Origin of the sequence: Halorubrum sp. SS7 (genome assembly GCF_005435055.1) — an archaeon.
GTDB classification, from domain to species: domain Archaea; phylum Halobacteriota; class Halobacteria; order Halobacteriales; family Haloferacaceae; genus Halorubrum; species Halorubrum salinarum.
Genome location: NZ_SGXV01000002.1, coordinates 83,496 through 109,681, shown reverse-complemented (window position 1 = coordinate 109,681; position 26,186 = coordinate 83,496). Strand labels below are relative to the sequence as shown.

General features: G+C 70.1%; 32 protein-coding genes and 3 tRNA genes. 19 read left to right on the top strand and 16 right to left on the bottom strand.

Features of this window, described 5'->3' with window-relative positions; genetic code table 11:
* Nucleotides 1-10 precede the first annotated feature (10 nt).
* Genes EXE44_RS02990 through EXE44_RS02975 form a run of 4 tightly spaced genes read left to right on the top strand, consistent with a single transcriptional unit; the run spans nt 11 to nt 3,300 of the window.
* A complete protein-coding gene (locus EXE44_RS02990; protein WP_137715899.1) occupies nt 11-814 on the top strand; it encodes a basic amino acid ABC transporter substrate-binding protein in 804 nt (267 codons plus the stop codon).
* Nucleotide 815: 1 nt separating this feature from the next.
* Nucleotides 816-1,631 (top strand): amino acid ABC transporter permease, encoded by an 816-nt coding sequence (locus tag EXE44_RS02985; RefSeq protein ID WP_137715898.1) that lies wholly within the window; start codon nt 816-818, stop codon nt 1,629-1,631.
* Nucleotides 1,628-2,374 carry an amino acid ABC transporter ATP-binding protein gene (locus EXE44_RS02980; protein ID WP_121562481.1) on the top strand — a complete coding sequence of 249 codons (747 nt, stop codon included), beginning with the start codon at nt 1,628-1,630 and terminating at the stop codon, nt 2,372-2,374. Before EXE44_RS02985 ends, EXE44_RS02980 begins: the two co-directional genes overlap by 4 nt.
* On the top strand, nt 2,374-3,300 hold the full coding sequence (locus EXE44_RS02975; RefSeq protein ID WP_137715897.1) for an amino acid ABC transporter permease: 927 nt from the start codon (nt 2,374-2,376) through the stop codon (nt 3,298-3,300). Before EXE44_RS02980 ends, EXE44_RS02975 begins: the two co-directional genes overlap by 1 nt.
* Before the next feature lie 3 nt (nt 3,301-3,303).
* Here EXE44_RS02975 and EXE44_RS02970 read toward each other — a convergent pair whose 3' ends face one another.
* Nucleotides 3,304-4,380: a zinc-dependent alcohol dehydrogenase family protein gene (locus tag EXE44_RS02970; RefSeq protein WP_137715896.1), complete on the bottom strand. Its 1,077-nt coding sequence runs from the start codon at nt 4,378-4,380 to the stop codon at nt 3,304-3,306.
* Nucleotides 4,381-4,526: 146 nt separating this feature from the next.
* Here EXE44_RS02970 and EXE44_RS02965 point away from each other — a divergent pair, with 146 nt between their 5' ends.
* Nucleotides 4,527-5,681 (top strand): HAMP domain-containing sensor histidine kinase, encoded by a 1,155-nt coding sequence (locus tag EXE44_RS02965; RefSeq protein WP_137715895.1) that lies wholly within the window; start codon nt 4,527-4,529, stop codon nt 5,679-5,681.
* A gap of 15 nt (nt 5,682-5,696) precedes the next feature.
* Here EXE44_RS02965 and EXE44_RS02960 read toward each other — a convergent pair whose 3' ends face one another.
* The gene (locus EXE44_RS02960) at nt 5,697-7,202 is read right to left on the bottom strand and encodes a replication factor C large subunit (protein ID WP_137715894.1); all 1,506 of its coding nucleotides are present in this window, start codon (nt 7,200-7,202) and stop codon (nt 5,697-5,699) included.
* 89 nt (nt 7,203-7,291) lie between these two features.
* On the bottom strand, nt 7,292-8,134 hold the full coding sequence (locus tag EXE44_RS02955; RefSeq protein ID WP_241991783.1) for a hypothetical protein: 843 nt from the start codon (nt 8,132-8,134) through the stop codon (nt 7,292-7,294).
* 76 nt (nt 8,135-8,210) lie between these two features.
* Here EXE44_RS02955 and EXE44_RS02950 point away from each other — a divergent pair, with 76 nt between their 5' ends.
* Nucleotides 8,211-8,849: a helix-turn-helix domain-containing protein gene (locus EXE44_RS02950; protein ID WP_137715893.1), complete on the top strand. Its 639-nt coding sequence runs from the start codon at nt 8,211-8,213 to the stop codon at nt 8,847-8,849.
* A gap of 261 nt (nt 8,850-9,110) precedes the next feature.
* Here the strand turns inward: EXE44_RS02950 and EXE44_RS02940 are convergent.
* The 6 genes from EXE44_RS02940 to EXE44_RS02915 form a co-directional block, all read right to left on the bottom strand.
* Nucleotides 9,111-9,181 (bottom strand) — tRNA-Pro (locus tag EXE44_RS02940).
* 46 nt (nt 9,182-9,227) lie between these two features.
* Nucleotides 9,228-10,457: a succinylglutamate desuccinylase/aspartoacylase family protein gene (locus EXE44_RS02935; protein ID WP_137715892.1), complete on the bottom strand. Its 1,230-nt coding sequence runs from the start codon at nt 10,455-10,457 to the stop codon at nt 9,228-9,230.
* Nucleotides 10,458-10,479: 22 nt separating this feature from the next.
* Nucleotides 10,480-11,496 (bottom strand): RNA-guided pseudouridylation complex pseudouridine synthase subunit Cbf5, encoded by a 1,017-nt coding sequence (locus tag EXE44_RS02930; RefSeq protein WP_137715891.1) that lies wholly within the window; start codon nt 11,494-11,496, stop codon nt 10,480-10,482.
* Between the two features lie 19 nt (nt 11,497-11,515).
* Nucleotides 11,516-12,094, bottom strand: coding sequence for a (d)CMP kinase (gene cmk, locus EXE44_RS02925; protein ID WP_137715890.1), 579 nt, complete (start codon nt 12,092-12,094; stop codon nt 11,516-11,518).
* Between the two features lie 86 nt (nt 12,095-12,180).
* On the bottom strand, nt 12,181-12,546 hold the full coding sequence (locus EXE44_RS02920) for a hypothetical protein (RefSeq protein WP_137715889.1): 366 nt from the start codon (nt 12,544-12,546) through the stop codon (nt 12,181-12,183).
* Nucleotides 12,536-13,576 carry a zinc-binding dehydrogenase gene (locus EXE44_RS02915; protein WP_137715888.1) on the bottom strand — a complete coding sequence of 347 codons (1,041 nt, stop codon included), beginning with the start codon at nt 13,574-13,576 and terminating at the stop codon, nt 12,536-12,538. The genes EXE44_RS02920 and EXE44_RS02915 overlap by 11 nt, the downstream gene beginning before the upstream one ends.
* 228 nt (nt 13,577-13,804) lie before the next feature.
* On the opposite strand from EXE44_RS02915, the gene EXE44_RS02910 reads away from it, so the two are divergent.
* The 13 genes from EXE44_RS02910 to rpsB all read left to right on the top strand — a co-directional run bounded on the left by EXE44_RS02910 (nt 13,805) and on the right by rpsB (nt 20,024).
* Nucleotides 13,805-13,890, top strand: a tRNA-Ser gene (locus EXE44_RS02910).
* Between the two features lie 55 nt (nt 13,891-13,945).
* On the top strand, nt 13,946-14,467 hold the full coding sequence (locus EXE44_RS02905; RefSeq protein WP_053771106.1) for a 30S ribosomal protein S13: 522 nt from the start codon (nt 13,946-13,948) through the stop codon (nt 14,465-14,467).
* Nucleotides 14,464-14,991 carry a 30S ribosomal protein S4 gene (locus EXE44_RS02900; protein ID WP_121562527.1) on the top strand — a complete coding sequence of 176 codons (528 nt, stop codon included), beginning with the start codon at nt 14,464-14,466 and terminating at the stop codon, nt 14,989-14,991. The genes EXE44_RS02905 and EXE44_RS02900 overlap by 4 nt, the downstream gene beginning before the upstream one ends.
* A 6-nt stretch (nt 14,992-14,997) precedes the next feature.
* Nucleotides 14,998-15,387 (top strand): 30S ribosomal protein S11, encoded by a 390-nt coding sequence (locus tag EXE44_RS02895; protein WP_004046448.1) that lies wholly within the window; start codon nt 14,998-15,000, stop codon nt 15,385-15,387.
* A 1-nt stretch (nt 15,388) separates the two neighbouring features.
* Complete coding sequence (locus tag EXE44_RS02890; RefSeq protein ID WP_053771104.1) at nt 15,389-16,141, top strand: DNA-directed RNA polymerase subunit D; 753 nt, start codon at nt 15,389-15,391, stop codon at nt 16,139-16,141.
* Between the two features lie 149 nt (nt 16,142-16,290).
* Nucleotides 16,291-16,375: transfer RNA gene (locus EXE44_RS02885), tRNA-Leu, on the top strand.
* 39 nt (nt 16,376-16,414) lie between these two features.
* A complete protein-coding gene (locus EXE44_RS02880; RefSeq protein ID WP_006112315.1) occupies nt 16,415-16,768 on the top strand; it encodes a 50S ribosomal protein L18e in 354 nt (117 codons plus the stop codon).
* A complete protein-coding gene (locus tag EXE44_RS02875; protein WP_121562528.1) occupies nt 16,765-17,214 on the top strand; it encodes a 50S ribosomal protein L13 in 450 nt (149 codons plus the stop codon). Before EXE44_RS02880 ends, EXE44_RS02875 begins: the two co-directional genes overlap by 4 nt.
* Entirely contained in the window at nt 17,208-17,606 is a 399-nt protein-coding gene (locus EXE44_RS02870; RefSeq protein WP_053771101.1) for a 30S ribosomal protein S9, read from the top strand. Before EXE44_RS02875 ends, EXE44_RS02870 begins: the two co-directional genes overlap by 7 nt.
* 12 nt (nt 17,607-17,618) lie before the next feature.
* Nucleotides 17,619-17,813 carry a DNA-directed RNA polymerase subunit N gene (locus tag EXE44_RS02865; RefSeq protein WP_006628058.1) on the top strand — a complete coding sequence of 65 codons (195 nt, stop codon included), beginning with the start codon at nt 17,619-17,621 and terminating at the stop codon, nt 17,811-17,813.
* A 3-nt stretch (nt 17,814-17,816) separates the two neighbouring features.
* Complete coding sequence (locus EXE44_RS02860) at nt 17,817-17,993, top strand: DNA-directed RNA polymerase subunit K (protein WP_006628057.1); 177 nt, start codon at nt 17,817-17,819, stop codon at nt 17,991-17,993.
* Nucleotides 17,993-19,195: a phosphopyruvate hydratase gene (gene eno / locus EXE44_RS02855; RefSeq protein WP_137715887.1), complete on the top strand. Its 1,203-nt coding sequence runs from the start codon at nt 17,993-17,995 to the stop codon at nt 19,193-19,195. The genes EXE44_RS02860 and eno overlap by 1 nt, the downstream gene beginning before the upstream one ends.
* Nucleotides 19,196-19,211: 16 nt before the next feature.
* A complete protein-coding gene (rpsB, locus tag EXE44_RS02850; RefSeq protein WP_137715886.1) occupies nt 19,212-20,024 on the top strand; it encodes a 30S ribosomal protein S2 in 813 nt (270 codons plus the stop codon).
* Nucleotides 20,025-20,106: 82 nt separating this feature from the next.
* Here rpsB and EXE44_RS02845 read toward each other — a convergent pair whose 3' ends face one another.
* From EXE44_RS02845 to EXE44_RS02815, 7 genes are all read right to left on the bottom strand, one after another.
* Nucleotides 20,107-20,457, bottom strand: a complete 351-nt coding sequence (locus EXE44_RS02845; protein ID WP_137715885.1) for a DUF4870 domain-containing protein — start codon at nt 20,455-20,457, stop codon at nt 20,107-20,109.
* An 84-nt stretch (nt 20,458-20,541) separates the two neighbouring features.
* Nucleotides 20,542-21,129 (bottom strand): mechanosensitive ion channel domain-containing protein, encoded by a 588-nt coding sequence (locus EXE44_RS02840; RefSeq protein ID WP_121562534.1) that lies wholly within the window; start codon nt 21,127-21,129, stop codon nt 20,542-20,544.
* Nucleotides 21,130-21,185: 56 nt separating this feature from the next.
* Entirely contained in the window at nt 21,186-23,540 is a 2,355-nt protein-coding gene (gene ppk1 / locus EXE44_RS02835) for a polyphosphate kinase 1 (protein WP_137715884.1), read from the bottom strand.
* Nucleotide 23,541: 1 nt separating this feature from the next.
* Nucleotides 23,542-24,231 carry a metallophosphoesterase family protein gene (locus EXE44_RS02830; protein ID WP_137715883.1) on the bottom strand — a complete coding sequence of 230 codons (690 nt, stop codon included), beginning with the start codon at nt 24,229-24,231 and terminating at the stop codon, nt 23,542-23,544.
* A gap of 92 nt (nt 24,232-24,323) precedes the next feature.
* Entirely contained in the window at nt 24,324-24,764 is a 441-nt protein-coding gene (locus tag EXE44_RS02825) for a hypothetical protein (protein ID WP_137715882.1), read from the bottom strand.
* A gap of 63 nt (nt 24,765-24,827) precedes the next feature.
* The gene (locus tag EXE44_RS02820) at nt 24,828-25,310 is read right to left on the bottom strand and encodes a hypothetical protein (RefSeq protein ID WP_137715881.1); all 483 of its coding nucleotides are present in this window, start codon (nt 25,308-25,310) and stop codon (nt 24,828-24,830) included.
* A 44-nt stretch (nt 25,311-25,354) separates the two neighbouring features.
* Nucleotides 25,355-26,173, bottom strand: coding sequence for a hypothetical protein (locus EXE44_RS02815; RefSeq protein WP_137715880.1), 819 nt, complete (start codon nt 26,171-26,173; stop codon nt 25,355-25,357).
* Nucleotides 26,174-26,186: the final 13 nt, after the last annotated feature.

Genomic DNA, 26,186 nt, shown 5'->3' with positions numbered 1-26,186 from the left:
TCGCACAGGTATGACACGCCGCACCCACACCGACGTGAGCCGTCGGACGTACCTGAAGCTGACCGGCGGATCGGCCGCCGTCGGACTGACCGGCGTCGCCGGCTGCCTCGGCGACGGCGGGAGCGCCACGACGATCACCCCCGGGACCGCCCCCGGGTTCCCGCCCTTCGAGATGCGGCAGGACGGCGAGCTGGTCGGGTACGACATCGACCTGCTCGAAGCGGTCGTCGCCGAGACCGACTACGAGATCGGCGAGTGGGCGACCTTCGAGTTCGAGGGGCTCATCCCGGCGCTCACCCAGAACGAGGAGATCGACGTCATCGCCGCCGCGATGACGATCAACGAGGAGCGCCGGCAGACGATCGCCTTCTCGGACCCCTACTGGGAGTCCGACCAGGCGATCCTCGTGCGCGAGGGCGGCGACTTCCAGCCGTCCGGGTGGAGCGACTTCGAGGGTACCCGGGTCGGCGCGCAGTCCGGCACCACCGGCGCGAACCAGGTCGAGACGAACCTCGTCGACGAGGGGATCATCTCGTCGGACAGCTTCTCGACGTACGGCAGCTACGTCCTCGCCGTCGAGGACCTCGCGAACGGCAACATCGACGCGGTCGTCGTCGACAACCCCGTCGCCGAGACGTTCGCCGCGAACCGCGACGTGACGATCGCGTTCGTCGAGGAGACCGGCGAGCAGTTCGGCTTCGGCATCCGGCAGAACGAGTCGGAGCTCCAGTCCGCGCTCAACGACGGCCTCCAGACCGTCCGCGACGACGGCACGTACCAGGAGATCACCAACACCTGGTTCGGGCAGGAGTAGGATGTCGGTCTCGGGGTCGCTCGCGCTCGCCGCGGCCGCCAGCCTCGCCAGCCTCGGGGCCCCGGACCCGACGGCGGGCGGCGCCCTCATGTCGGCCGCCGAGTCGGTCGACTGGTGGCTCGTCGGCGACCCCGCGGACTGGTGGTTCGTCGTCCGGAACGCCGACTACCTCGGCGGCGGGCTCCTGTTGACCGTCGGGCTCACGGTCGCGTCGATCCTGCTCGGCTTCCTCGTCGGCTTCCCGGCCGGCGCGGTGGAGGTGTACGGGGACGGGCTCTCGAAGCGGCTCGTGGAGACGGCCGGCGTCGTCCTCCGCGGGACCCCCATCGTGGTCATCCTCCTCGTCATGTACTTCGTCCTCGGCGTCCCGCAGGTGAACCTCGGGGTCGGATCGATCTCGCCGGCGATCTCGGCCGGGATCTTGGGGCTCGGGCTGCGCAGCGCGGCGTACCAGTCGCAGATATTCCGCGCGTCCCTGTCGAGCGTCGACGACGGCCAGTTGGAGGCGGGCCGGGCCGTCGGGCTCTCCCGGTTCGAGGCGATCCGGTACGTCGTCGTTCCGCAGGCGCTCCGCCGGTCGATCCCGGGGTTCCAGAACGAGTTCACCATCGTGTTGAAGGACACGAGCATCGTCTTCGCGATCGGCCTCGCGGAGCTCCTGACCCGCGGCTACGACCTGTTCACGGAGCAGACGACCGCGGTCCTCGAAGTCATCCTGTTCATCAGTGCCATCTACTTCGTCCTCACGTTCACGACGAACCGCGCGCTCGATTACCTCGGCACCCGCTACGCGATCCCGGAGGGGGAGTCGGCGTGACTGACGACGACTTCCTCCGCGTGAGCGAGGTCTCGAAGTGGTACGGCGACGAGCAGGTGCTCGACGAGGTCTCCTTCGAGATGGACCGCGGCGACGTGACCGTCCTGATCGGCCCGTCCGGCTCCGGGAAGTCGACGATGCTCCGCTGCGTCAACCGGCTCGCGGAGGCCCAGGAGGGCTCGATCACGCTCGACGGCGAGGAGGTGCTCTCGCCCGACACCGACGTGGACGAGCTCCGGCGCGAGGTGGGAATGGTGTTCCAGAGCTTCAACCTGTTCGCGCACCTCACCGCGGTCGGCAACGTCGCGCTCGGCCCCCGGCGCGTTCTCGGGCTCTCCGAGGACGCGGCTCGGGACCGCGCGGCGGACCAGCTGGAGCGCGTCGGGCTCGCCGACCAGCTCGACTCGTACCCCGCGGAGCTGTCGGGCGGCCAACAGCAGCGCGTCGGGATCGCCCGCGCGCTGGCGATGGAGCCGAAGCTCATGCTGTTCGACGAGCCGACGAGCGCGCTCGACCCGGAGCTCATCGGCGAGGTGCTGGAGGTGATGCGCGGGCTGGTCGACGACGGGATGACGATGCTCGTCGTCACCCACGAGATGAGCTTCGCGCGGGCCGTCGCCGACGAGGTCGTCTTCCTGGACGACGGCCGGGTCGTCGAGCGCGGGCCGCCCGAGCAGCTGTTCGAACGCCCCGAGAAGGACCGGACCGCCCGCTTCCTCGACCGCATCGCGAGCCACGAGTGATGGCGGGGGCGACGCGACCGCGGACGGTCGGCGAGCGCGTGGCCGACGCGGAGGGGTCCGCCGGCCGGATACTGCTGGTCGCCGCCGGCGCGCTGTTCTGGGGCTGGCTGGTCGTCAGCTGGGGGAACCGATGGCTCGGCGGCGTGATTGCCCCGGTCGGCGAGCCGCTCGTCTCGCCGGACGCCGTCGAGGGCGCGCTCGCCGGCGTGCCGGGGCTCGCCGGGCTGGCGGCCGACGCCGCGTTCGTGGTCGAACTCTCGCCGATCCTCGCGCAGGGGACGTGGCTCACCGTGGTCATCACCGGCGTGAGCCTCGTCTGCGGCTTCTTCATCGCCGTGCCGCTGGCGGTCGCGCGGGTGTACGGTCGGTTCTCCGCGTGGCTCTCCTTAGGCTACACCGAGCTGCTGCGCGGCACGCCGCTGCTCGCGCAGCTGTTCGTGCTCTACTACGGGCTGAACCTGGCGGCGTCGGTGCCCGCGGTGCTGTCCGGCGTCTTCCCGCGCGAGGTTGTCTGGGTGGCGATCCTCGGGTTCACGCTCAACGGGGCGGCCTACCAGGCCGAGTACATCCGCGGCGCGGTCGAGAGCGTCGACGACGGGCAGATCACCGCGGGGCGGGCGATCGGCCTCTCGAAGCTGGAGTCGATATACCACGTGGTCCTCCCGCAGGCGCTCCGCTACGCGATCCCCTCGTGGACGAACGAGTTCGTCTACCTGATCAAGTACTCGTCGCTGGCGGGCTTCATCACGGTCCCGGAGCTGTACTACCTGGCCAATCAGGTCGCGAGCGACACCTTCCGGTACACCACCGTCTTCCTCGTGCTCGGCGCGATGTACCTCGCGCTCGTGTTGACGGCGTCGAAGGTCATGGAGCGCGTCGACGAGCGCGTCGCGATCCCCGGGCTCGGGGCGGACCGAGAGCGGTGACGCTCACCCCTCGAAGTCGGTGACGACCTCGACGCCCCGCACGTCGTACTCGTCCATGGCGGCGAGCCGGTCCGAGACCTCCGACAGCGACAGCTCGCGGGCGACCAGCGCGCCGGGGTCGATCCCGGTCGCCTCGATCAGCGCGAACAGGTCCGGGTAGCTCGTCGGCGGCATCCCGCGCGAGCCGAGGAAGGATATCTCCCAGCGCGTCATCCAGTCGGTCGGCAGCGACACCTCGCCGCGTTCCGCGTCCGTGGTGAGCCCGACTTGGACGTGCGTGCCGCGCGGACGCAGCGACCGGACCGAGTTGCGGCAGGTCTCCGCGATCCCCAAGGCGTCGAGCGAGACGTCGGCGCCGCCGTCGGTGAGGGCGCGGACCCGCTCGGGGACGGACCCGTCCCCCGGGAGCGACTCCGGGGTCAGGGTCTCGGCCGCGCCGAACTCGGCCGCGAGCGCGAGGGCGTCGGGGTCGAGGTCGACCGCGATCACGCGGGCGCCCAGCGCGGCGGCGATCTGGACCGCGGAGAGCCCGACGCCCCCGCAGCCGTGGACCGCGACGGCGTCGCCCCCGCCGACGGTCGTCCGCTCGGCGAGGGCGTGGTACGCGGTCATGTAGCGGCAGCCGAGCGCCGCGGCCGCGGTCGCGTCGAGCCACTCGGGGCGCTCGACGAGGTTGTAGTCGGCCGCCGGGACGGCCACGCGCTCCGCGAACGCGCCCGGCGCCGCGGCCTCGAACCCCAGCGCCCGGCCGTCCTCGCAGACGTTGCCGGCCCCGCGGCGGCAGTGCGGGCAGGTGCCGTCGCCGAGCGAGAAGGGGACGACCACGCGGTCGCCCGGGTCGAACCGGTCGACCTCGCCGCCGACGGCGACCACCTCGCCGGCCGGCTCGTGGCCGAGGACCTGGCCGCGCGGGACGCGGTCGTCCGCCCACTCGCCGTGGCCGGCCCAGGCGTGCCAGTCGCTGCGACAGACGCCGCAGGCGTCGACGCGGACGACGGCGCCGTCCGGATCCGGGTCGGGCTCGGGGAGGTCGCGGACCGCGAGCGGCTCGCCGTACTCTCGCAGGATCGCTGCGCGCATACGACGATCCATCGGGGGCCGCGACAAAGGTCTCTCGGCGTCGCGGGGGCGTTTCTCGTTATTTTCGCACTTTTCAGACTTGATCTCAGCGTATGACAAGTGATAGGCGAGTAAGGTTTATACTGGCCGAGTAGTCTCGTTGACACGTGTCCCCACCGATGGAACGACGCCCCGGGATCGCCTACCGCCGGCCTGCGGGGGACCCGTCGCGGTTCGTGATCGAGGCGTCCGGGGAGCCCCGGATCGAGGTCCCGGAGCGCCCGGAGGGCGGCTGGCTCGACTGCGTGGTCGACGAGGACCGCGAGCGACTCCGCGAGGCGCTCGACGCCGCCCCGGTCGACGTGGTGTACCGCGTCGCCTCCGACGGGGAGCCGCAGTGGGTCCACGAGCGCGGGCGGGCGGCCGACGGCGGCGACCTGGTCGGATACCTGTTCCCCGCGGACGAGCGCGTCGAGCGCCGGAAGCGGCTGGAACGCCAGCGAGAGCGGCTCGACGAGTTCGCGAGCGTCGTCTCGCACGACCTCCGGAACCCGCTCTCGGTCGCGTTCGGGAACGTCGAACTGGCCGCCGAGCTCGACGGGGACGCGTCGAGCGAGCGGCTGGACCGCGCCCTCAACGCGCTCGACCGCATGGACGACCTCATCTCGGACCTCCTGACGCTGGCCAAGGAGGGGAAGACGGCCCGGAGCGCCGAGCCGACCGACCTGCGGTCGGTCGTGGACCGCGCGTGGCGGACCGTCGGCGAGCCGGCCGACGCCGCGCTCGTCGTGGACGGACCGCTCCCGACCGTGACGTGCGACTCGGAGCGGCTCCGGCAGTGCCTCGAGAACCTCTTCCGGAACGCGATCGAACACGGCGCCCCCGACGAGGCCGGCGCGGGCGACCCCGCCTCCGCGGACGACGAAGCGGGCTCGGCCGGTCGGGTCGCGCCGGGCACGTTCGCACCGGGTTCGGCGGCGGGCGCCGACCCGAGCGACCCCGACGCCGCCGCGGTCCGGGTCCGCGTCGGGCGGACGGACGAGGGGTTCTACGTCGCGGACGACGGCCCCGGGATCGATCCCGACCAGCGGGACGCCGTCTTCGAGCCGGGCCACACGACCGCTCCCGACGGCACCGGCTTCGGGCTGGCCATCGTCGAGCGGATCGCGGCGGCGCACGACTGGACCGTCTCGGTGACCGAGAGCCGCGAGGGCGGCGCGCGGTTCGAGTTCCGCTGCGCGGACGCGGTCGACTCCCCGTCGCCGAGCGGAAGCGACACGGATCCGAACTCGCCCCGGCTCAGCGGCGGCGGGAGCCGGTGAGCGACCGGCGCCGGGTCACATGAAGTCGGTCAGGCCCGCCTGATCGTCGTCGTCGCTCTCGTTCGAGGAGCCGTCGTCGTCGGCCGGCTCCTCCCCCGAGTCGGCTGTGTCGCTCTCGGGGTCAGTCGATCCGGAACCGTCGCCGTCGCGGTCCGCGGTCTCCGCGGCCGCGTCGCCCTCGTCGCCGCGGCGGGCGCCGTCGAGCGCGAAGGCCCCCTCGGCGTGTTCCTCGATCAGCTCCTCGCGGCGGGCCTGCGCGTCCTCGACGATCGATTCAACCTTGTTCGTCGACTCGCCGGAGCCGGTGACGAAGGCGACGCCCGCCTCGTCGAGGTCGTAGGCGGCCGCCATCGCGACGGTCAGCTCGCGGGGCTTACAGTGGTGGGTGACGGCCTCGAGGAACGGCAGCACCTCGCGGCGGGCGGTCGCGACGCTACACCCACTGGCGGCCGCGATCTTGCCGACGACCTCGTCCGCGGTCGCGTCCGACGACGACCAGAACTGCGGGCGGCCGTACCGCGTCCACCCGCCCTTCTCGCCGTCACGGGCGGCCGCGACGCCCGCGGCCGCGTTGTCGGTCGCGTACCGCCAGTAGGAGTAGTTCTGCGTGGCGCGCACGCGACCGAGCCACACGTCCGCGTTCGCGAGGAAGTCGTACGCGCGGACCGCCTCCGCGGGCTCGTACACGTCGAGGACGTTGTTCTCGATCCAGCGCGAGAGGTCGTCCGGCGTCTCGTCGACGGCGTACGCGGACTGGAGCGCCTCCTCCGCGGACTCCTCCTTGAGGACCGCGTCGAGGAACGGGAAGAGGCCAAGCGCCTTGTCCCGGTCGCCGGTGACCACGTCCTCGACCGTGACCGCGTCGCGCCCCTGCGTCGCGGCCTGGAGGTCGTTGATCGCGCCGCGGAGGTCGCCGCGGTTCCCCTCCGCGATCCGCTGGAGGGCGTCCGACTCGAACTCGATCCCCTCCTTGCGGCAGACGTCGCGCAGGACGGGGACGATGGAGCGCGCGGAGACGTCGCGGAACTCGATCTCCTGCGTGGCGTTCCGGAGCCCGCGGGACATGTCGTAGTAGTCGTTGGCGATGAGCACGATGGGCTGGCCCGACTCCTTGACCAGCTCCGTGATCGCCGAGGCGCCGCCGCGGTCGTAGTTGCCGTGGATGTTGTCGGCCTCGTCCATGACGACGAGCTGGCGCGAGGCGGTGTCACCGCCGCTCGCCCCGCCGCCGGCCGCGCTCCCGCCGAGGGTGGCGTTGCGCGCCGCACGCCCCGCGAACCGTTCGATGACGTCGGCGGTGCGCTGGTCGGAGGCGTTGAGCTCGACCGTCTCCCACCCCATATCGTTCGCGAGCGCGTGCGCCGCGCTCGTCTTCCCGACGCCCGGGCTCCCGTGGAGGACGACCGCCTCGCGGTGGTCGTCCCACGAGCGGGCCCACTCCGCGAACGCGTCGCGGGCCTTGTCGTTGCCGCGAACCTCCGAGAGCGTGCTCGGGCGGTACTTCTCCGTCCAGTCGGCCATTACCGGAGCAAGGAGCGAGCCGCGTTTAGTGGTTGCGGAGCGCCGCTCCTCGCGCGCCGCGCACGGGTCCGAACTCGTGGGATCGCTCGTCAGATGAGGACCGGTGCGACGCCGAGGGCGGCGGTCACGAGAAGGACCGCGACGTATCCGGTAGCGACGAGGAGTACCACGCGTCGCGGATAGTCGACGAGGCCTCGACGGTGTCCAACTGCCGCGAGGTAGCCGGTCAGCGGCAGCAACTGAAGGGCGTGGAGGCCGACGAAGTGCGCCAAGCGGAAGTCGCCGACGAGCTGCCAGCCGACGACCGGGACCGTCGGCTCCGCCGTCTCGACGACCCGAGACTGGATCGCGATCATCGCCGCCCCTTCGAACGCGCCGACGACGAACCACCCGATTCCGAGGAGGATCCCGGCAGCGAACGCCGGGTGGACGTCGAACTCGTTGCCGCGCGCTCGGACCGCCAGGGCGGCGATCGCGACGGTGACGACGACGATCGTGACGCCCATGACTCCCCCGATCGCCCCGTCGAGGACCGTCGCCCGGTTGAAGTGTGACCCGACGCCGCGAGCGGCCTGTCCGCCGATGAGGACGATTTCAAGGAGGAGACCGACGCCGACGACCCGGGAGACGCGGCGGCGAAAGTCCGGGTCGACCGGGAGGTGAACGCCGAGCCAGCCGAGCGTCGCGCACACGAGCGCGATGGAGCCGGCGAACTTCGCCGGCTTGAGCCACGCCGGTTCCCCGTTGACGACCGTCGGGTCCAAGGCGGTGCCGACGGCGAAGGCACCGAACAGGACGGCGTTGATCGCGGCCACGGCGGACAAAACCGGATCGCGGCGCCACAGCTCTCCGATCGGTCCGGTGATCGTCCGTGCCATCGTCCGCAGCGTCGCCCGTCCGCTCGTGGCCGCAGCGGCCGGCTCGGAGTTCATACGATAGTGTTGCCGGGCGATTCATGTGTACGTGACCCCAACGTGTTGGTATCTGCCCGAAGCGGCAGTGACCAGTATGATCGACGCCCGATTCCGCATTCGCCTCCCGCCGGACCTGTACATCGCCGACCTGTCGGAGGCGTTCCCCGACGCGACCTTTCGGCTGCTGTCCGGCGTCCGCAGCGGCGCCACCGCGAAGGAACTCGGTGAGGTGCTGGCTCGGACTCCCGGGTCGGTCGCAGCGGCGTTTCGCGAACACGAGGCGGTCGACGCGTACGAGGTGTTGGAACGCACCGACGACCGGCTCCTCGCGACGTACGAGACGACGGACGTCGACCTCTACGCGTTCGTCGAAGCCGGGGGGTTCCCGCCCGAGTTTCCGATCGAGGTGCGGAACGGGTTCTACGAGTTCGACCTGACCGGCACGCGCCGGGAGTTCGACCAGCTCCGAGAGACGCTGGAAGCGAGCGGGACCGAGTACGAGCTCCTCTCGAAGGTGAACAAGAGGCGATCGGACCGACTCCTCACGAGGCGACAGGAGGAGCTCCTCGCCGCGGGCCTCAGAGAGGGGTACTTCGAGGTCCCGCGAGAGTGTACGCTGGCGGATCTCGCCGACGTGGTCGGCGTGGACAAGTCGACCGCGAGCGGGATCGTCCGCCGGGCGCAGGCCCGGCTTATCGCGTGGTACCTGACCGACGTGACGGCCGACAGCTGACGATGGCCTCGAGGGACCACCAGATCTCGACGCCGCACGTGCGATGGATCCCTGACGAGAGCGGGTTTTACACTCGACCGAGGTGGTCGTAGACGCGCTCGGTCGTCTGACTGCTCGCGTGTCTGACCCGACTCCGAACGTCGTTTCCCGCGTCCTCGACGGGCGTAACTGACGGGTGAACCGGGCAGGTCACTGTCGTACCAAACCATCGTCATACCGGTCGATCTGGCCGGTTTCGGACGGTTCGTATAAAATTTCGTATGGGACCGCTGAGAGTCGAACTCAGGTCATACGGACCCCATCCGCATAGGATACCACTACCCCACGGTCCCTGTCTGCGGTCGAAAAAACGACGGTCCGGTAATTAAGGACTTCGCTTCACTCCTCGTCGGCGTCCCGCGGCACCACGAGGTCGCCGTCGTCCCGCACCGCGAGGCTCCCGATCGGGTCGCCCTCGTAGACCGCCAACCCCTCGCAGCGACCGAGGACGTACCCGTCGCGGTCCGCGGTGACCGTCGCCTCCTCGGCGCCCGCGGCGTCGACCACGTCGGCGAGGACGTCGCCCTCGGCGAACGCGCCGCCGGCCGCGACGCGGTGCCGAACGAGGCCGGAGTCGTCGGTCGTCGGCCCGCGGTAGCGCCGCACTGGGAACTCGACGGGTGCGGGCTCGACGCCGACGCCTGGCGCGCCGACCGACTCGGGCACGTCTTCGGGGTCCAGCAGCCCGAGTTCGACCGCGACGCCGACTGCGCCCGCGACGCCCGCTGCGAGGAGGGCGTCGTCGACGACGCTGTGGGCGCCCAACTCCGCCGTGAACGCCGGGATCCCGGCCTCGTTGAGGACGGCGCCGGCGGTCGACCGCTGGAGGTTCTCCTCGACGTACTCGGCCGCGAGGTACTCTCGGACCACCGGGAGGCCGAACGCGTCGACCAGCCGACCCAGCTCTTCGGAGAGCGCGGCCGCCTCGGACTCGATCCGGCGATCGCCGTAGAGGACGCGGTCACGGATGGCGAAGGGCTCGCTCCCGACGCCGGCGGTGTGGCAGTCGATCAGCGCGTCCGCGGCGGCGTTCGTCCCGACCGCCTCGACGGCGAACTCGCTCGTCCCGTCCGCGGACTCGCCCGAGCCGGTCGGGGATTCGTCCGCGTCGGTCGGGGATTCGCCCGTGATCGCGGCGTACAGGCGGGCGTCGATCCGCTCTTGAAGCTTCGGCGGGCGGGCCGACTCCGCGTCGGCGTCCGGGAAGTGGCGGTTCGGGTCCTCCTCGGCGTAGTACGTCTCCCTCGCGTTCCGCCGGAGTCCCGCGGGGGAGACCGCGGGCACCGCGACGACCGCGCCGGCGAGGTCGGCGAGGCAGTCGCCGAAGGCCGCCATCGCGTCCTGAACGACCGCGACGCCGGTCGCCTCGTCGCCGTGGACGCCGCCGGTGAGCCACAGCGTCGGCCCGGCGGCGGCACCGTTCGCGACGACGACCGGAAGCCGCTCCGAGCCGCCGGTCGGGAGGTCGGCGACCGGGAGTCGGCCGCGGTCGAGCGTCCCCGGCGCGGCGCCGGCCGTCCCGAGTGTTATCCGTCCGTCCGCCTCCCCGTCCGCGTCCGGCTCGTCCATACCCGAACCCGGCGTGGCCGACCTATAAAAGAACGCGCTCCAAGTCGACGACTTTCCCGCCGTCCGCGCTCGGATCGCCGACGATCCGCCCGAGACAGACCGCGGTGCCGTCCGGAGTGAAACACGCGACGAGCGGGGGTTCCGCGTCGGATTCGGCGTCTCCGGGGTGGGCGTCGCCGTCGACCGCGTCGTCTCCGGTCGGGACGGCCGCGTCGTCGACGTCGATCACGCCGGGCGCGTACACCGGCGCGCCGGTCGCGACGTTGCGCGCGGCCGACCGGGCGACCGTCACCGCCGGGAGGTGCGTCAGGGCGTCCTCGGCGGGGCGAACCACCTCGCGGAGGAGCGCGTCGTCGCCGTCCTCGGCCCACGCGAGCGCGTCCACGAGGTCCTGAAGCGTGCGGAGGTCGCGGTCGTCGAACGGGTCGGTGGCGGTGCGGCGGAGGTGGCCCATGTGCGCGCCGACGCCGGTCGCGAGCCCGACGTCGTGGCACAGCTTCCGGACGTACGTCCCCGACTCGCAGCGGATCCTGAGGAGCGCCTTCCGGTCGCCGACCTCCAGCACGTCGAGGTCGTGGACGGTACGGGTGCGGAGTCGACGGCTCACGGCGCTCTTCCGCGGCGGCTTCTGGTAGATCTCGGCCTCGAACTCCGCGACTACCTCGCGGAAGTCGGCCGGGGGCGGCCCGTGGAGCTCCAGCACCGCGACGTACTCTTTGGTCCCTTCGAGGAACACCTGCGCCATACGGGTCGCGTCGCCGGTCAGCGTGGGCAGGCAGCCGGTGACCTTTGGATCGAGCGTGCCGGAGTGAGCGACGCCGCGGGTGGGAGGACCGCCTGGATCGAGCGCGTCGAGCGTCTCGTCTATCGCGTCCCGCACCCACGCCGACACCTGATGCGAGGAGGGGCCCGCGGGCTTGTCGAGGTTGACGACGCCGAAGCGCAGTAGTTCCGGCACCGAGCGCTCGCCCGGCGGCGCCCTGAGCGGGTCCTCTCCGTCGGGGGGAGCGTCGGCGTCGGAGTCTGAGGCGTCTGTCATGCGGAGGCAGGTTGCGGACTCAGAAGTCGTACACGACGCCCTCGACGGGCGATTTCCCCTCGTCGTCCTCGGGGTCGTACGCCTCGACGGTCGCGACGAGGACGTCGAGGAACGGTTCGGGGCCCCAGCGGGCGGTGTTGTACGCGGCGTCGTAGATCGAGAGGTCCTCGATGTCGATGTTGTAGTACTCCCGGTACCGCTTGCGCTCGGAGGCCTCGCGGCGCTGCGTCTCCGTCCGCGCGCGGTCGACCGGCTTCGCCTCGCGCTCCGCGATCCGCTCGGCGCGGACCGACAGCGGCGCGTCGAACCAGAACCGGAAGTCGGCGTGGTTGGCCGCGAGCCACCCGGCGAGCCGCGATTCGAGGACCACGTCGTCGCGCTCGACGGCGATCTCGCGGAGCCGGCGGTCGAGGTCGCGGTCGATCTGGGGGTCCTCCTCGGCGAACTCGTTGAACTCGACGGGTGTCATGTCGCGTTCGGCCGCCATCTCGCGGAAGATGTCGCCGCCGGAGACGTGTCCGAGGCCGAGCGCGTCCGCCAGTTGGACGGCGTTAGTGCTCTTCCCGCTGCCGGGCGGGCCGGAGACGGTGATCAACATATCACCACTGCGCGGGTGTCGTTCAAAACGGTTGTCGTTCGGCCGCGGCGGGGCCGTCCGTTCGCGGGCAGTCCGGCCCCGCTCGGTCAGGGCTCGTCGTCGGCCGTCGCGGCCGTCATCGACCATACCGCGACGAGGCCGAGGAGGAGCGCCGGGACGAGCGGGAGCGCGAGGTACGTCGCGAAGAAGGGGAGACCGAACCAGCCCGCGGCGTACGGGTAGACGTAGATGATCCCGGGGATGACGAGCGCGCAGGTGAATATCGCCGCCGTCAGCGCCCACCCCTTGCGGCCGAAGCCGTCGGCCGCGGGCTCGTCGGCGGCGGTCGGGCCGCCGGCGCCGTCGCTGTCGGTCGCGTCGGCGCCGTCGTCGGTGCCCGGGACGTGGACGTAGCCGCCGTCGGTGGTGCCGTCGGCGGTCGCGTCCGCGCCGGCGTCGGTCTCAGAGCTCACTGTCCGGCTTTACCACCACTTTGCCAAAGCCCTCACGGTTTTCGATCATCTCATGTGCGCGCGCGGCCTCGCTCATCGGGAGGACCTCGCGGACGCGGGGCTCGAAGGTGCCGTCCCAGACGAGTTCCAGCACGTCGTCGACCTCGCCGGGCGTCGCCATCGTGGAGCCGATGACGGAGAGCTGGTTCCAGAAGATGCGGTTGAGCCCGGCGCCCGGGTTCGGGCCGGTGGTGGCCCCGCAGGTGACGAGCCGGCCGCCCTTCGCCATCGACTTCAGCGAGTCGGGGTAGGTGGCCTCGCCGACGTGGTCGACGACCACGTCGACGCCGCGCTTGCCGGTGAGCGCGGCGACCTCCTCGGCGAAGTCGTTCGCCTCGTAGTCGATGACGTGGTCGGCGCCGCACGCCTCGGCGTGCGAGAGCTTCTCCTCGGTGGAGGCGGTCGCGTACACCTCACAGCCCGCGTGGTCGGCGATCTGGACCGCCGCGTGGCCGACGCCCCCGGAGGCGCCCAAGACGAGCACCTTCTCGCCGGCCTCGATGTCGGCGCGCGTCTGGAGCATGCGCCACGCGGTCTGGAAGACGAGCGACGCGGAGCCGGCGACCTCCCAGTCGACGCCGGACGGGACCGGGACGAGGTTCGCCGCGGGCACCGTCGCCTTCTCCGCGTGGACGCCGCGGACGTGCTCGCCGATGATGTGGAAGGAGACGCACAGCGACTCCTCGCCGTTGCGACAGAACTCGCAGTCCCCGCAGGAGACGCCGGCGCTCACGGCCACGCGGTCGCCCGGCTCGAAGCGCGTCACGCCCTCGCCGACGGCCTCGACGACGCCCGCCGCGTCGCTGCCGGGGATGTGCGGCATCTCCAAGTCGATGCCGGGCATCCCGCGTCGCGTCCAGATGTCGAGGTGGTTCAACGCGCCGGCCTTCACGTCGACGAGGACCTCGCCGCGGTCCGGCTCCGGGTCGGGGAACTCGCCGTACTCGATCACGTCGCGGTCGCCGTGGTCGTCGAACTGAACGGCCTTCATGCTCGGACCCTCCCGCGGGACCCACTAAACAGTACGCTTCACGGAAGCGGGCGATCACCCTCTCGTCGCGACCGCGAATACACGGGACTGCGCGCGCACCGACCGTGCGAGTGGCCCACAGCGACCCGACCGTTTCGTGATGTTTAAGTACCGAAAGCGGGAGCATACGAACGCACGAACTGTAGGGGCGTCGGGCCCCGAGTCCGCAAGGGCGATGATACAACGCGGGTTGCGGTAGCCAAGCCTGGCCCAAGGCGCAGGGTTGCTAACTCTGTGGCGTCACTGCCTCCGGGGTTCGAATCCCCGCCGCAACGCTCGAACGGACGAGTACCGCCGATTCGCGTCGGTAGGGCTCACCACAACCAACACATGAGCACGGAAGAATCACAGGACGACTCGCCGGAGGAGGAGGAAGACCTCCAGTACTTCGTTCGGATCGGGGGCGCGGACCTCGACGGGACGAAGACGGTCGAGCGAAGCCTGTCCGAACTCGACGGCATCGGCACGCGCACGGCGCGGCTGGTCGCCGAGAAGGCCGACGTGGACCGCAACGCCACGTTCGGGCTCCTCGACGAGGAGGACATCGACGCGGTGGTCGACATCGCCGAGAACCTCGAAGACCACGTCCCGTCGTGGATGACGAACCGACAGAACGACTTCTTCACCGGAGAGACGACGCACCTCGTCGGCACCGACGTCAGCGAGAAGCGCCGTCACGACATCAACCGGATGAAGGTCATCGAATCGTACAAGGGCGTGCGCCACAAGCGCGGGCAGAAGGTCCGCGGCCAGCGCACCAAGTCCACGGGTCGCTCGGAGGGGACCATCGGGGTCAACGTCGAGGAGATCCGCGAGGAGATGGCGGACGACGAAGGCGGTGACGACGAATGAGCACCGGAAAGAACACCAAGGGCTACGAGACGCCGAACCACCCGTACCAGGGCGAGCGCATCGCCGAGGAGTCCGACCTCCTCTCGCGGTACGGCCTGAAGAACAAAGAGGAGTTCTGGCGCGCCCAGTCCGAGCTGCGTAACATGCGTCGGGAGGCCCGACGGCTGCTCGGCGAGGCGCAGGGCGACGTCGAGGCCGCCCAGGACGCCGGCGCGGAGTTCGTCACCCGGCTCCGCCGCATCGGCATCCTCGGCGACAACGACGACATCTCGACGGTCCTGTCGCTCGACGTGACCGACCTCCTGGAGCGTCGCCTCCAGACGGTCGTCTACCGACAGGGCTTCGCCTCCTCGACCCAGCAGGCCCGCCAGTTCATCGTCCACGGCCACATCACCGTCAACGGCGCCCGCGTCACGCGCCCGTCGGTGAAGGTGGACGTCGACGACGAAGGCGCCATCGCCTTCGACGAGACGAGCCCGCTCGCGGACGATCTCCACCCCGAGCGCGCGGAGTCACAGGAGTAACCAACCATGAGTGAATCCGAGGACGGAAAGTGGGGCATCGCCCACGTGTACGCGTCGTTCAACAACACGCTCATCACGGTCACCGACGAGACGGGCGCCGAGACGATCGCCAAGTCGTCCGGCGGCACCGTGGTGAAGCAGAACCGCGACGAGGCGTCGCCGTACGCCGCCATGCAGATGGCGGAGGTCGTCGCCGAGCGCGTCAAGGACGCCGGTCTGGAGGGCGTGCACGTTCGCGTGCGCGGCCCCGGCGGCAACCTCAACAAGTCCACCGGTCCCGGTGCGCAGGCGACGATCCGCGCGCTCTCGCGTGCGGGCGTCGAGATCGGGCGCATCGAGGACGTCACGCCGATCCCGCACGACGGGACGAAGGCGCCGAAGAACAAGCGAGTCTGACATGACCGAAGACGAATTCGATGTCCAGTACGTCGAACGGGACGAACGCAGCGCGCGGGTGCTGATCCGCGGGCTCACGCCGGCGTTCGCCAACGGCATCCGCCGCGCGATGATCGCCGACGTCCCGACGTTCTCGATCGACACCGTTCGGTTCGTCGAGAACTCCTCGGTCATGTTCGACGAGATGATCGGCCTGCGTCTGGGGCTCGTGCCCCTGACGACGCCGCTCGACGACTTCGAACTCGGCGACGAGGTCACCCTCGCGCTCGACGTCGAAGGCCCGGCGACGGCGTACTCCGGCGACATCGAGAGCAGCGACCCGCTCGTCGAAGTCGCCGACGAGAACGTCCCGATCATCGAGCTGAAGGAGGGGCAGCGGTTGGAGTTCGAGGCCGACGCGGTCCTCGACACCGGCAAGGAGCACGCCAAACACCAGGGCGGCGTCTCCGTCGGTTACCGCCACCTCCAGCGCGTCACGGTCGAGGGCGACCGGGGCGAGTTCGACGACGACGAGCCGAACATCCTCCGCGGCGTCATCGAGACGCCCGAGGGCGACATCGAGCTCACGGACGAGTTCGACAACGACCTCTCGGAACGGTTCCCCGGGAAGGAGGTCGCGGTCGAGGACGTGCCGGGCGCGTTCGTCTTCCACATCGAGACGGACGGCTCGTTCGACGTCGAGGAACTGCTGCTCCGCGCCATCGACTCCATCGAGGAGCGCGCGGACGAACTACAGACGAAAGTCGCAGTCTAAGGAAATGACGGCCCTTCGAACCAACACCCTGACCGTCGCCCCCGCCGACAGCCGCGGCGCCGCTCCGACCGCCGGAGCGCCCGCGGCCGACGCGGCGGACGGCGGGACCGAAAGTGGTTTGAAGGGAGCCGGAATACGGTGGAGTGCACGCAGGGATAGCCAAGTCAGGCCAACGGCGCAGCGTTCAGGGCGCTGTCCTGTAGAGGTCCGCAGGTTCAAATCCTGCTCCCTGCACTCCGTTTTCCACGAACTCTCCGTTCAGGAGGGACAGCTATGAGTAGCAAGACGAACCCGAAACTACAGAACCTCATCGCCGATCTGAAGTCGGTCTCGCGTGACTCCGGTGCCAACGTGTGGCAGGACGTCGCCGACCGACTGGAGAAGCCACGGCGCACGCACGCTGAGGTCAACCTGGGCCGCATCGAGCGGTACGCTCAGGAAGACGAGACGGTCGTCGTCCCCGGCAAGGTGCTGGGCAGCGGTGTGCTCGAAACGAACGTCACCGTCGCCGCCGTCGACTTCTCCGGGACCGCCCGGACGAAGATCGACCAGGCCGGCGAAGCGGTGACGCTGGAACAGTTCATCGAACAGAACCCCGAAGGAAGCGACGTGCGGGTGATCCGATGAGTCTCGCGAAGATCGACGCGGACGTCGTGGTCGACGCCCGCGACTGTATCCTCGGTCGCGTCTCCTCCGAGGTCGCGCAGCGCGCCCTCGCCGGGGAGACCGTCGCCGTCGTCAACGCCGAGCGCGCCGTCATCACCGGCAACGAGGAGGCGACGATGGAGACGTACCACAAGCGCGCGGAGCTCGGCTCGGACAGCGGGCCGTACTACCCCAAGCGCCCGGACCGGATCTTCAAGCGCGCCATCCGCGGCATGCTGCCGTACAAGTCGGAGGACGGCCGCGAGGCGTTCTCGAACGTGCGCGTGTACGTCGGGAACCCCTACGAGCGCGACGAGGACGTCGAGAGCGTCGTCCTCGACGGCACCTCGCTCGACCGCCTCTCGAACATCAAATTCACGACGCTCGGGGACATCTCCGAGTCTCTGGGAGCCAACGTCACATGGTAACGAACACCTCAGGCAAGAAGAAGACGGCCGTCGCCCGCGCCACCGTGCGCGAGGGCGAGGGCCGCGTGCGCATCAACTCCCAGCCAGTCGAGCTGGTCGAACCGGAACAGGCGCGGCTCAAGATGCTGGAACCGTTCCGCATCGCGGGCGAGGAGCTCCGCGAGGGCGTCGACATCGACATCGATGTCGAGGGCGGCGGCTTCAGCGGCCAGGCGGACGCGGCGCGGACCGCGATCGCCCGCGGCCTCGTCCAGCACCTCGGCGACGCCGAGTTGCGCGACGCGTACATGAACTTCGACCGCACCCTGCTGGTCAACGACGTGCGCCAGTCCGAACCCAAGAAGTGGGGCGGACCCGGCGCGCGCGCTCGCTACCAGAAGTCCTACCGCTGAGGTGATCCAGTCATGATGATCCCGGTCCGGTGTTTCACGTGCGGCAACGTCGTGGGTGAACACTGGGAGGAGTTCAAAGAGCGGGCTCGCGAGGGCGACGAGGACCCCGGCGAGGTGCTCGACGACCTCGGGGTCGACCGGCACTGCTGCCGGCGCATGCTGGTCAGCCACCGCGACCTCGTCGACGTCGTCTCGCCGTACCAGTAAACCATGTCAGGACAGCGATACAATCGATACGAGAAGGCACGCATCCTCGGCGCGCGAGCGCTACAGGTGTCCTACGGGGCGCCCGTGCTGATCGACACGGACCAGACGGAGCCCATCCTCGTCGCCGCGGAGGAGTACGACGCGGGCGCGCTCCCGTTCACGGTCCGGAGGGAGAGCTGATGACGCGGATCACCAGCGTCTCGCTCCGCCGCGTGCTCGACTCGCGCGGGAACCCGACGGTCGAGGCCGACGTGCTCACCGAGTCCGGCGGCTTCGGCCGCGGCGCGGCCCCCAGCGGGGCCTCGACAGGCGAGTACGAGGCGATCGAACTGCCCGCGAGCGAGTCCATCGCGAAGGCCCGCGAGCACGCGGTGCCGCGCCTCGAAGGCGTCTTCGCGGGCGACCAGCGCGCGGTCGACAACGCCTTACGCGCCGCCGACGGGACGGACGACTTCTCCGCCATCGGCGCCAACAGCGCGGTCGCCATCTCGATGGCGGCGGCGAAGGCGGCCGCCGACGTGCTGGGCGCGCCGCTGTACCAGCACCTCGGCGGCGCGTTCCGCGGCGAGAACTTCCCCGTTCCGCTCGGCAACGTCGTCGGCGGCGGGGAGCACGCCAAGGAGGCGACCCACATCCAGGAGTTCCTCGCGGCCCCCGTCGGGGCGCCGAGCGTCTCGGAGGCCGTCTTCGCGAACGCCGCGGTCCACGCGGCGGTCGCGGACGTGCTCGACGAGCGCGGCGTCCCCGCGGCGAAGGGCGACGAGGGCGCGTGGGCGCCCCCCATCTCGGACGCGGAGGCGTTCGAGGTCGTCGACGAGGCGGTCGACCGAGTCGAGGAGGAGGTCGGCTTCGAGATCCGCTTCGGGCTCGACATGGCCGCCGCGGAGCTGTACGACGACGACCGAGAGGCGTACGTCTACGGCGACGAGACGAAGTCGGCCGACGAGCAGATCGAGTACGTCGCCGGCCTCGTCGACGAGTACGACCTCGCGTACGTCGAGGACCCGCTCGACGAGAACGACTACGAGGCGTTCGCGGAGCTGACCGACCGGGTCGGCGACCGGACGCTGATCTGCGGCGACGACCTGTTCGTCACCAACGTCGAGCGGCTCCAGGACGGGATCGACGCGGGCGCGGCCAACAGCATCCTGATCAAGCCGAACCAGATCGGGACGCTGTCGGACGCGTTCGACGCAGTCGAACTCGCCGCCCGCAACGGGTACGAGACGGTCATCTCGCACCGCTCGGGCGAGACCGAGGACGCGACCATCGCACACCTCGCCGTGGCGACCGACGCCGGCTACATCAAGACCGGCACGGTCGGCGGCGAGCGCACCGCCAAGCTGAACGAACTGGTCCGCATCGCGGACGACGCGGTATGACGGGCCCACACCACGCATGAGCGAAGACAACGACGCGGTCGAACTCGACGACGACGCGGAGACCGAGGCGGTCGACGCGGGGGTCGAGGAGGAGGCCGACACGACCGAGGAACCGACCGCCGACGCGGGCGCCGAGGGGGCGTCCGCTGACGCCGAAACTGGGGCGCCGGCCGACGCCGAGAGCGAGGCCGCCGAGGAGGACGAAGAAGAGGCCTCCCCGTTCGACGACGACGTCATGCCCGACGACGACGTCGACCTGCTGATCCCCGTCGAGGACTACCTCTCCGCCGGTGTCCACATCGGGACCCAGCAGAAGACGAAGGACATGGAGCGGTTCATCCACCGCGTCCGCGACGACGGGCTGTACGTCCTCGACGTGAGCCTGACCGACGAGCGGATCCGCACGGCCGCGGACTTCCTCGAGAGCTACGACCCGGAGCAGATCCTGGTCACGTCCTCGCGGCAGTACGGCCGGTTCCCGGCCGAGAAGTTCGCGGATGCCATCGGCGCCCGCGCCCGCACCGGGCGCTTCATCCCGGGCACGCTGACGAACCCCGACTACGCCGGCTACATCGAGCCGGACGTCGTCGTCGTCACCGACCCGATCGGTGACGCGCAGGCCGTCAAGGAGGCCATCACCGTCGGCATCCCGGTCATCGCGATGTGCGACTCCAACAACCAGCTGTCGAACGTCGACCTCGTCATCCCGACGAACAACAAGGGTCGCCGCGCGCTGTCGGTCGTCTACTGGCTCCTCGCCAACGAGACGCTCGACCGCCGCGGGGCCGACACCGTGTTCGCCCTCGAAGACTTCGAGGACGAACTCTAACGCGGTCGGTTTTCGAGTCCACTTCCGTTTCGTTCAGTCACCGCCCGCCAGCCGCCGGCATCGCGCTGAAGGGACGACGCCCTCAGACGATGTCCGGCGTGAACGGGTACGAGTAGACCTGGCCGTCGTTCGCTTTCACCGTCGCGACGAGGACCAAGACCAGGTCGACGATTGCGATGATCGGGAACAGCAGGAGCCCGACGAACACGAAGCTCAGCACGGCGGCGAGCATGAGGGCGGCGAAGACGACGATCTGGAAGTTCAGCGAGTTCTTCGCGTTCTGTTTAACGAGTTCGTCGTCGTCGTCCGCGAGGATCAGGAACAGGATCGGCCCGAGGAAGGAGGCGAACAGCGCCGACGCGTGAGAGAGCGCCGCCAACGTCGTGTCGCCGTCGACGCGACCGTCCCCGGTGTCAGTGGCTGGTGTCGACATAGCGGGAGTTTGGTTTCGTAGCTGAGAGATAAGCTTTGGGAGAGAACAGGCCGCCCGGCGGGAGCCCCTCGACCGCCGCCCGCCTCAGTCGGCCGTCGACGCGGCGTCGTCGCCCGTCGCGCCGTCTCCGGCCTCCGCCGGCACGTCGTGGGTCCACCGCGGCTCTATCTCGCGGTTCGCCACCACGATCCGGTCGCCGGCGTCGGTGTCGATCCGCGTCTTCCGGAGTTCGATGGCGGCGACGGTGCCGGTGACGCCCTTCGCCTCGACGCGGTAGCCGACGTTGAAGTCGGGGTCGCGCAGGAGGTAGACGCCCGCGACCGTGTCCTCGATCATCTCGGAGAGGGCATACGAGACCCCCAGGGCGATGAAGCCGACGGCGGTGCCCAGACTCGCCGCGATGTCGCCCATGCCGAGCACCTTGAGGAACGTGAGCGCGACGCCGAACCAGAGGAAAATGGAGACGAGTGTGACGATCAGGTCGCCGACCAGTTCGCGGTCGCCGACGTACAGCCGTCCGATCGACCGCCGGACGAGCGCGAGGACGACCCTGACCGTGGCGTACGCCAGCGCGAGGAAGATCAGTCCCGAGAGCAGTCGGGGGACCGCGACGACCAGCCCCTCGACGAAGTTCGCGAGCGAGCGGGCGGCGAGCGACGAGATCCGTGTCATTACCGACCGGACGGAGCGTCGGTCCGAAAAGGTGGGGGACGAAGCGGCCGACCGCGTCAGCTCGCGTCGGTGTCGGAGGTGAAGACGGCGTCGAGGTCGACACTCGGATCCCGCCGGGGCTCGCTCTCGCGTCCCGACCGCTCGTCGGGGGCTCGCTCGCTCGCGCGTCGCATCAGGACCTCGTGGGTGTCCCGAGACGGTTCGTTCGGTCCCGGCCTCGCCTGAACGTAGCTTCCGTCCGGGCGCATCTCCCAGCGGCGGCGGTTGTCGTCGAGCATCGTCGAGAGTACCTCGTCGAGCGTCTGGCGCAGCGACGGGTCCTCGACGGGCGCCACGGCCTCGACGCGCCGGTCCAAGTTCCGCGTCATCCAATCCGCGGAGCCGATGTAGTAGTCCGGGTCGCCGGCGTTGTCGAACCGGAAGACGCGGGAGTGTTCGAGAAACCGACCGACGACGCTGTGGACGCGGACCGATCCGGTGACACTCTCGACTCCCGGTCGGAGCCGACAGATCCCGCGCACGATCAGGTCGATCTCGGCGCCTGCCTCGGCCGCCTCGTACAGCCGCTCGACGACGCCCGGGTCCTCGAGGGCGTTCATCTTCGCGACGATACGCCCGCCGCGTCCAGCGAGCGCGTGGTCGCGCTCCCGGTCGATCAGGTCGTAGAGCCGCTCCCGGAGCGTCTCCGGAGCGACGAGCAGCTTCCGATAGCTCCGGTTTCGTGAGTGGCCGGTGAAGGAGTTGAACAGCCGGACGAGGTCCTGGCCGACGTCGTGGTCGGCGGTGAACAGCCCGAGGTCGACGTACCCCTTCGCGGTCTCCGAGTGGTAGTTGCCCGTCGCGACGTGCGAGTAGAGCCGCACGTCGTCGTCCTCCTCGCGCACCGCGAGCGCGACCTTGCTGTGTGTTTTGAGGTCGACGGTGCCGTACGCGACGTGGATCCCCTCCTCCTCTAAGCGTTTCACCCACCGGAGGTTGTTCTCCTCGTCGAACCGCGCTTTGAGCTCGACCATCACCGCGACCTGCTTCCCGTTCTTCGCGGCGTCGATGAGGCTTGCGAGCACGCGGGAGTCGGGTGCCGTCCGGTAGATCGCCGCCTTGATCGCGAGCGTGTCGGGATCGTGGGCGGCAGCGTCGAGGAACGTCTGAACGGTGTCGGTAAACGAGTGGTACGGGTGGTGGACGAGGGCGTCGCCCGACCGGATCTCCTCGAACAGCTCCTCGGGCTGTTTCGCGTCGAGCCCGACGAACCGCGGGTGCTGTTGCGGCGTCCACGCCGGGCGCTTCAGGTCGGGCGCGTCGAGCTCGTAGAGGCTCCCGAAGTCGGAGAGCGCCAGCGGAGCACGCCGCTCGAACACCTCCCGTTCGTCGACGTCTAAGTGCTCGACGAGGAGGTCGCGGACCGCGGGCGAGGTGTCCTCGTCGACCTCGATGCGGACGAGCGTCGCGAAGCGCCGCTGCCGGAGCACGTCCTCGATCCGTTCTATCAGCCCCTCCGCGACGTCCTCGTTGCGCCTGACCTCAGCGTTGCGGGTCACGCGGAACGTCGAGTGGTCGACGATCTCGACGTCCGGGAACACCAGATCGAGGTTGGCGGCGATGACGCGCTCGACGGGCACGACTCGCGTCTCGCCGTCCTCCGGAAGCTGCGGATCGGCGGGGACCAGCCGTGGGAGGTTCTCCGGGACCTTGATCCGCGAGAATCGGACCGTACCGTCGGGCTTGCGGGTCCGAACCGCGAGCGACAGCGAGAGGTTCGAGAGGAACGGGAACGGGTGGGCGGGGTCGAAGGTCAGCGGGGTGAGCGTCGGGAGCACGGAGGACTCGAACCGCTCTCGGAGGTGATCGACCTCTTCGGGCCGGAGGTCGTCGTAATCGAGCACCTCCACGCCGGCCTCTCGGAGGGCGGGCTTCACCGCCTCGTGGTAACAGCGCGACTGCGTCTCGAACAGGTCCGCGGCCATCGAGAGCGCGTCCGACCACTGCTCGCGCGGGGTCGCACCGTCCACGGTCGGCTCCGTCGTCCCGGCGTCGATCTGCTGTTTGAGCCCGCCGATCCGCTTCATGAAGAACTCGTCGAGGTTCCGCGTCAGGATCGAGAGGAACCGGAGCCGTTCGAGCGGTGGCTGCCGGTCGTCCGTCGCCTCGTGGAGCACGCGCCACTGGAAGCCGATCTCGGAAAGCTCGCGGTTGAGGTACCACCGCTCGTCGTCGAACGCCTCGCCCGTCGGCGGCGGGTCGGCCGCGATCGGCGGGGTGCGGGGCGGCGCGGCACGCTGCCACGTCTCCGGCGAGAGGACGACGGCGTCGCCGTCCGCTGCCTCGCCTTCAACCGATTCCTCCGCGGTCTCGTCGTCTCCTCCCTCGCCCTCGGCGTCGTCTCCGCCGGCCCCGCGGTCGGAGTCGGTCATCTCAGCCCAGTTCGGCCACGTCAACGATCTTGGCGTCGCTCCGTTCGACGCCGCCGCGGAGCGCCGGGACCGCGGTGACCGTTCCCTCGCGGAGGTCGTACGCGGTGAGCGAACCGCCGTAGACGCAGCCGGTGTCGAGTCCGACCGCCCACTCGGTGACGACCGGGTCGTCGAGCACCGTGTGGCCGAAGAACACCCGCAGCGGCCCGGCGTACTCCTCGTACCAGTACGGCGGGTCGTAGCTGCCGCCCGGCACCAGCGAACGGGTGTTCTGGAGGTCGTCGATGGTGTGTTCCGCGAGCGGTTTCCGCGGGTCGACCCCGCCGTGGACGATCAGATTCTCGCCGACCGTTATCGCGACCGGCAGCGACTCGATCCACGCGAGGTCGTCGTCGGACAACCGCTCTAAGGACTTTTCGCCCCGAAGCAGCTTCTCCTCGTTGTTACCCCGGACCGTGAACATGTTGTCCGCGCGCCGCACGCGCTCGACGACCGCCGCGCTGTCCGGCCCCTTGCGGACCAAGTCGCCGACGAACACCACGAGGTCGTCGTCGGTGACGCCGAGCGTCGACAGCAGCCGGTCGAGCGGCTCGGGACAGCCGTGTACGTCCCCGACGACGTACGCGTCCTCGTACTCGTCGAGATCGATGTCGAGGTGGTGCGGTTCGACGTCCGGGTGAAAGCGACCCATTACATCCGGGTAGGGAGATTCGACTAATAAACGCCGCTAAGAGCGGTACATACCGATATATAACTCTCCGGCTCGCTCGTTTCGGTGAGCCGTCACCCGGACGCGACGTGTTGACAGCCCGCCTCCATCCGGGCCGTCGGATCACCGTCCCGGTCGTTCTCGACCCAGAGCTCGACGCCGCTTCGGTTCGGCTCCTCACAGGGGAGTTCCGCCCGCTCGAATCCCGGCCAGTCCCGCTCGAAGCGGGTTCCGTCGATGGTCACGACGACGGTCTCGGGCGCGGACGACCCGGAGAACGTCGCGTCCTCGTCCGCCTCGTTGGCGTCCGAGATCCGGTACGTCTCTTCGAACAGCGTCGCGCCACTCCCGTCGAGGACCGCGACGGTCACGTCGTGGGTCTCCTCGCGCTCACCGAGGTAGACGCTCACCCAGTGGGCAGAGACGGGGGCGGATCCGGAGCTACCGCACCCGGCGACGGCGGCGACGGCGGTCGACAGTCCGGCGGCGAACGCGCGGCGAGTCGTGGAGGGCATCGATCTCGACTGGTCCACAAATCCACTTAAACCGGTCGCTCGCGCTCCGTCGCGGCGGCTCGGTCACGAACAGGTCGACCGGTACCCGTTCTCCGGGCCGTCCGAAAACACGAAGGAGTGGCTCAGCGAGTTCCTCGGGCAGTCGGCGAACTCGGTTCGGACCACTCGCCCGTCGGGCGCCTCAAACACGTACAGAACGGCCGTTCCGGGCTCCCATGCGCCGAACGATGCCGTGGCCGTCTCCCCGGCTGGAACGGACAGCCGGCGCACCGTGGCGTTCCGCGCCGCACCGAGCGACAGGTTGTAGTACGGTCCCGCGGCGTCCAGCCGGACGAGTTCGATCTTCTCCCGCGTCCCGGCGTCGTTCGTCGCGCGGACGGTGAGCTCACCGGCTGCGACCGGGCCGTCGATCAGGTAGGCGGTCATCCGATACGACGTCGACTCGGCGTTCTCGACCGTCACGTCGGCCGAGGAGCCACCGGGCGCGGTACAGCCGGCGGTCGCGATCAAGAGGACACAACAGAGGGCGAGGGTGCGGCGGGGCACGGTTCCTCGGTCTCGTTGCGGAGTTATCAACGCTTCCCCGGCGCCTAGGCGTCTGCTCGCGCCGCGGGGAGCCACGCGGGCGGCGTGACCTCGCTGTCGGCGGAGCGGGGAGCGACCGCGTACTCGAACCGCTTGGACTCGCCCGCCCGGTCGTACGCGAGGGCGGCCTCTCGGACGACGCCGTTCCGGTCGACGGTCAGGTAGCCCCGGATGTCGGTCGCGTTTCGGACCGCGACGCCCGTCGGCGCATAGCGGATCAACCGCTCGCCGTCCTCGTCGACGGTCCGAACTGCGCGGAAGTCCGCGACCGTCAGGACCCGGGAGGCGACCGCCCACATCGAATCGGCCGCGCGGTACCGCGTCTCCGCCAGCGACCCGTTGGACGCCTCGAAGGAGACGTCCCTGTTCCGGGCGCTCCGGCTGTACCGGACGCCCCCGTCGACGTACACCTCGCTGCGCGTGACGTCGACGTACCCGTTGTGAACGTCGAGTCGGAACCGGGTCCGCTCCGAGGTCGCGTCGTACTCGTAGTCGGCGTACGCCCCGGCGCGGAAGCGCTCGACCGCGATTCCCGTCACCGGCTCCGTTCGGAGGAAGGTCACGGACCGCTCGCGCGCCGTCGCGATGTCGATCCCCGTCCGAGAGAACCCCGCCGGAAACGAGACGTCTGCGAGCCGCTCGTCTGCGGTCTCGTTCAGCTCGGTTCCGGACGGTCGGGAATCGATCGGCGCCGACTCCGGCGAAGAGGCGTCGGGCGGTGCCGGTCCGCCCGGAGCGACCCCGCCGCAGCCGGCGAGCAGGAGGAGAAGGGCGACCGCGGCCGCGGCGCGAGCCCGCTTCGACGCGTCGATTCCTCGCGGCATCGCGGTGATCAGA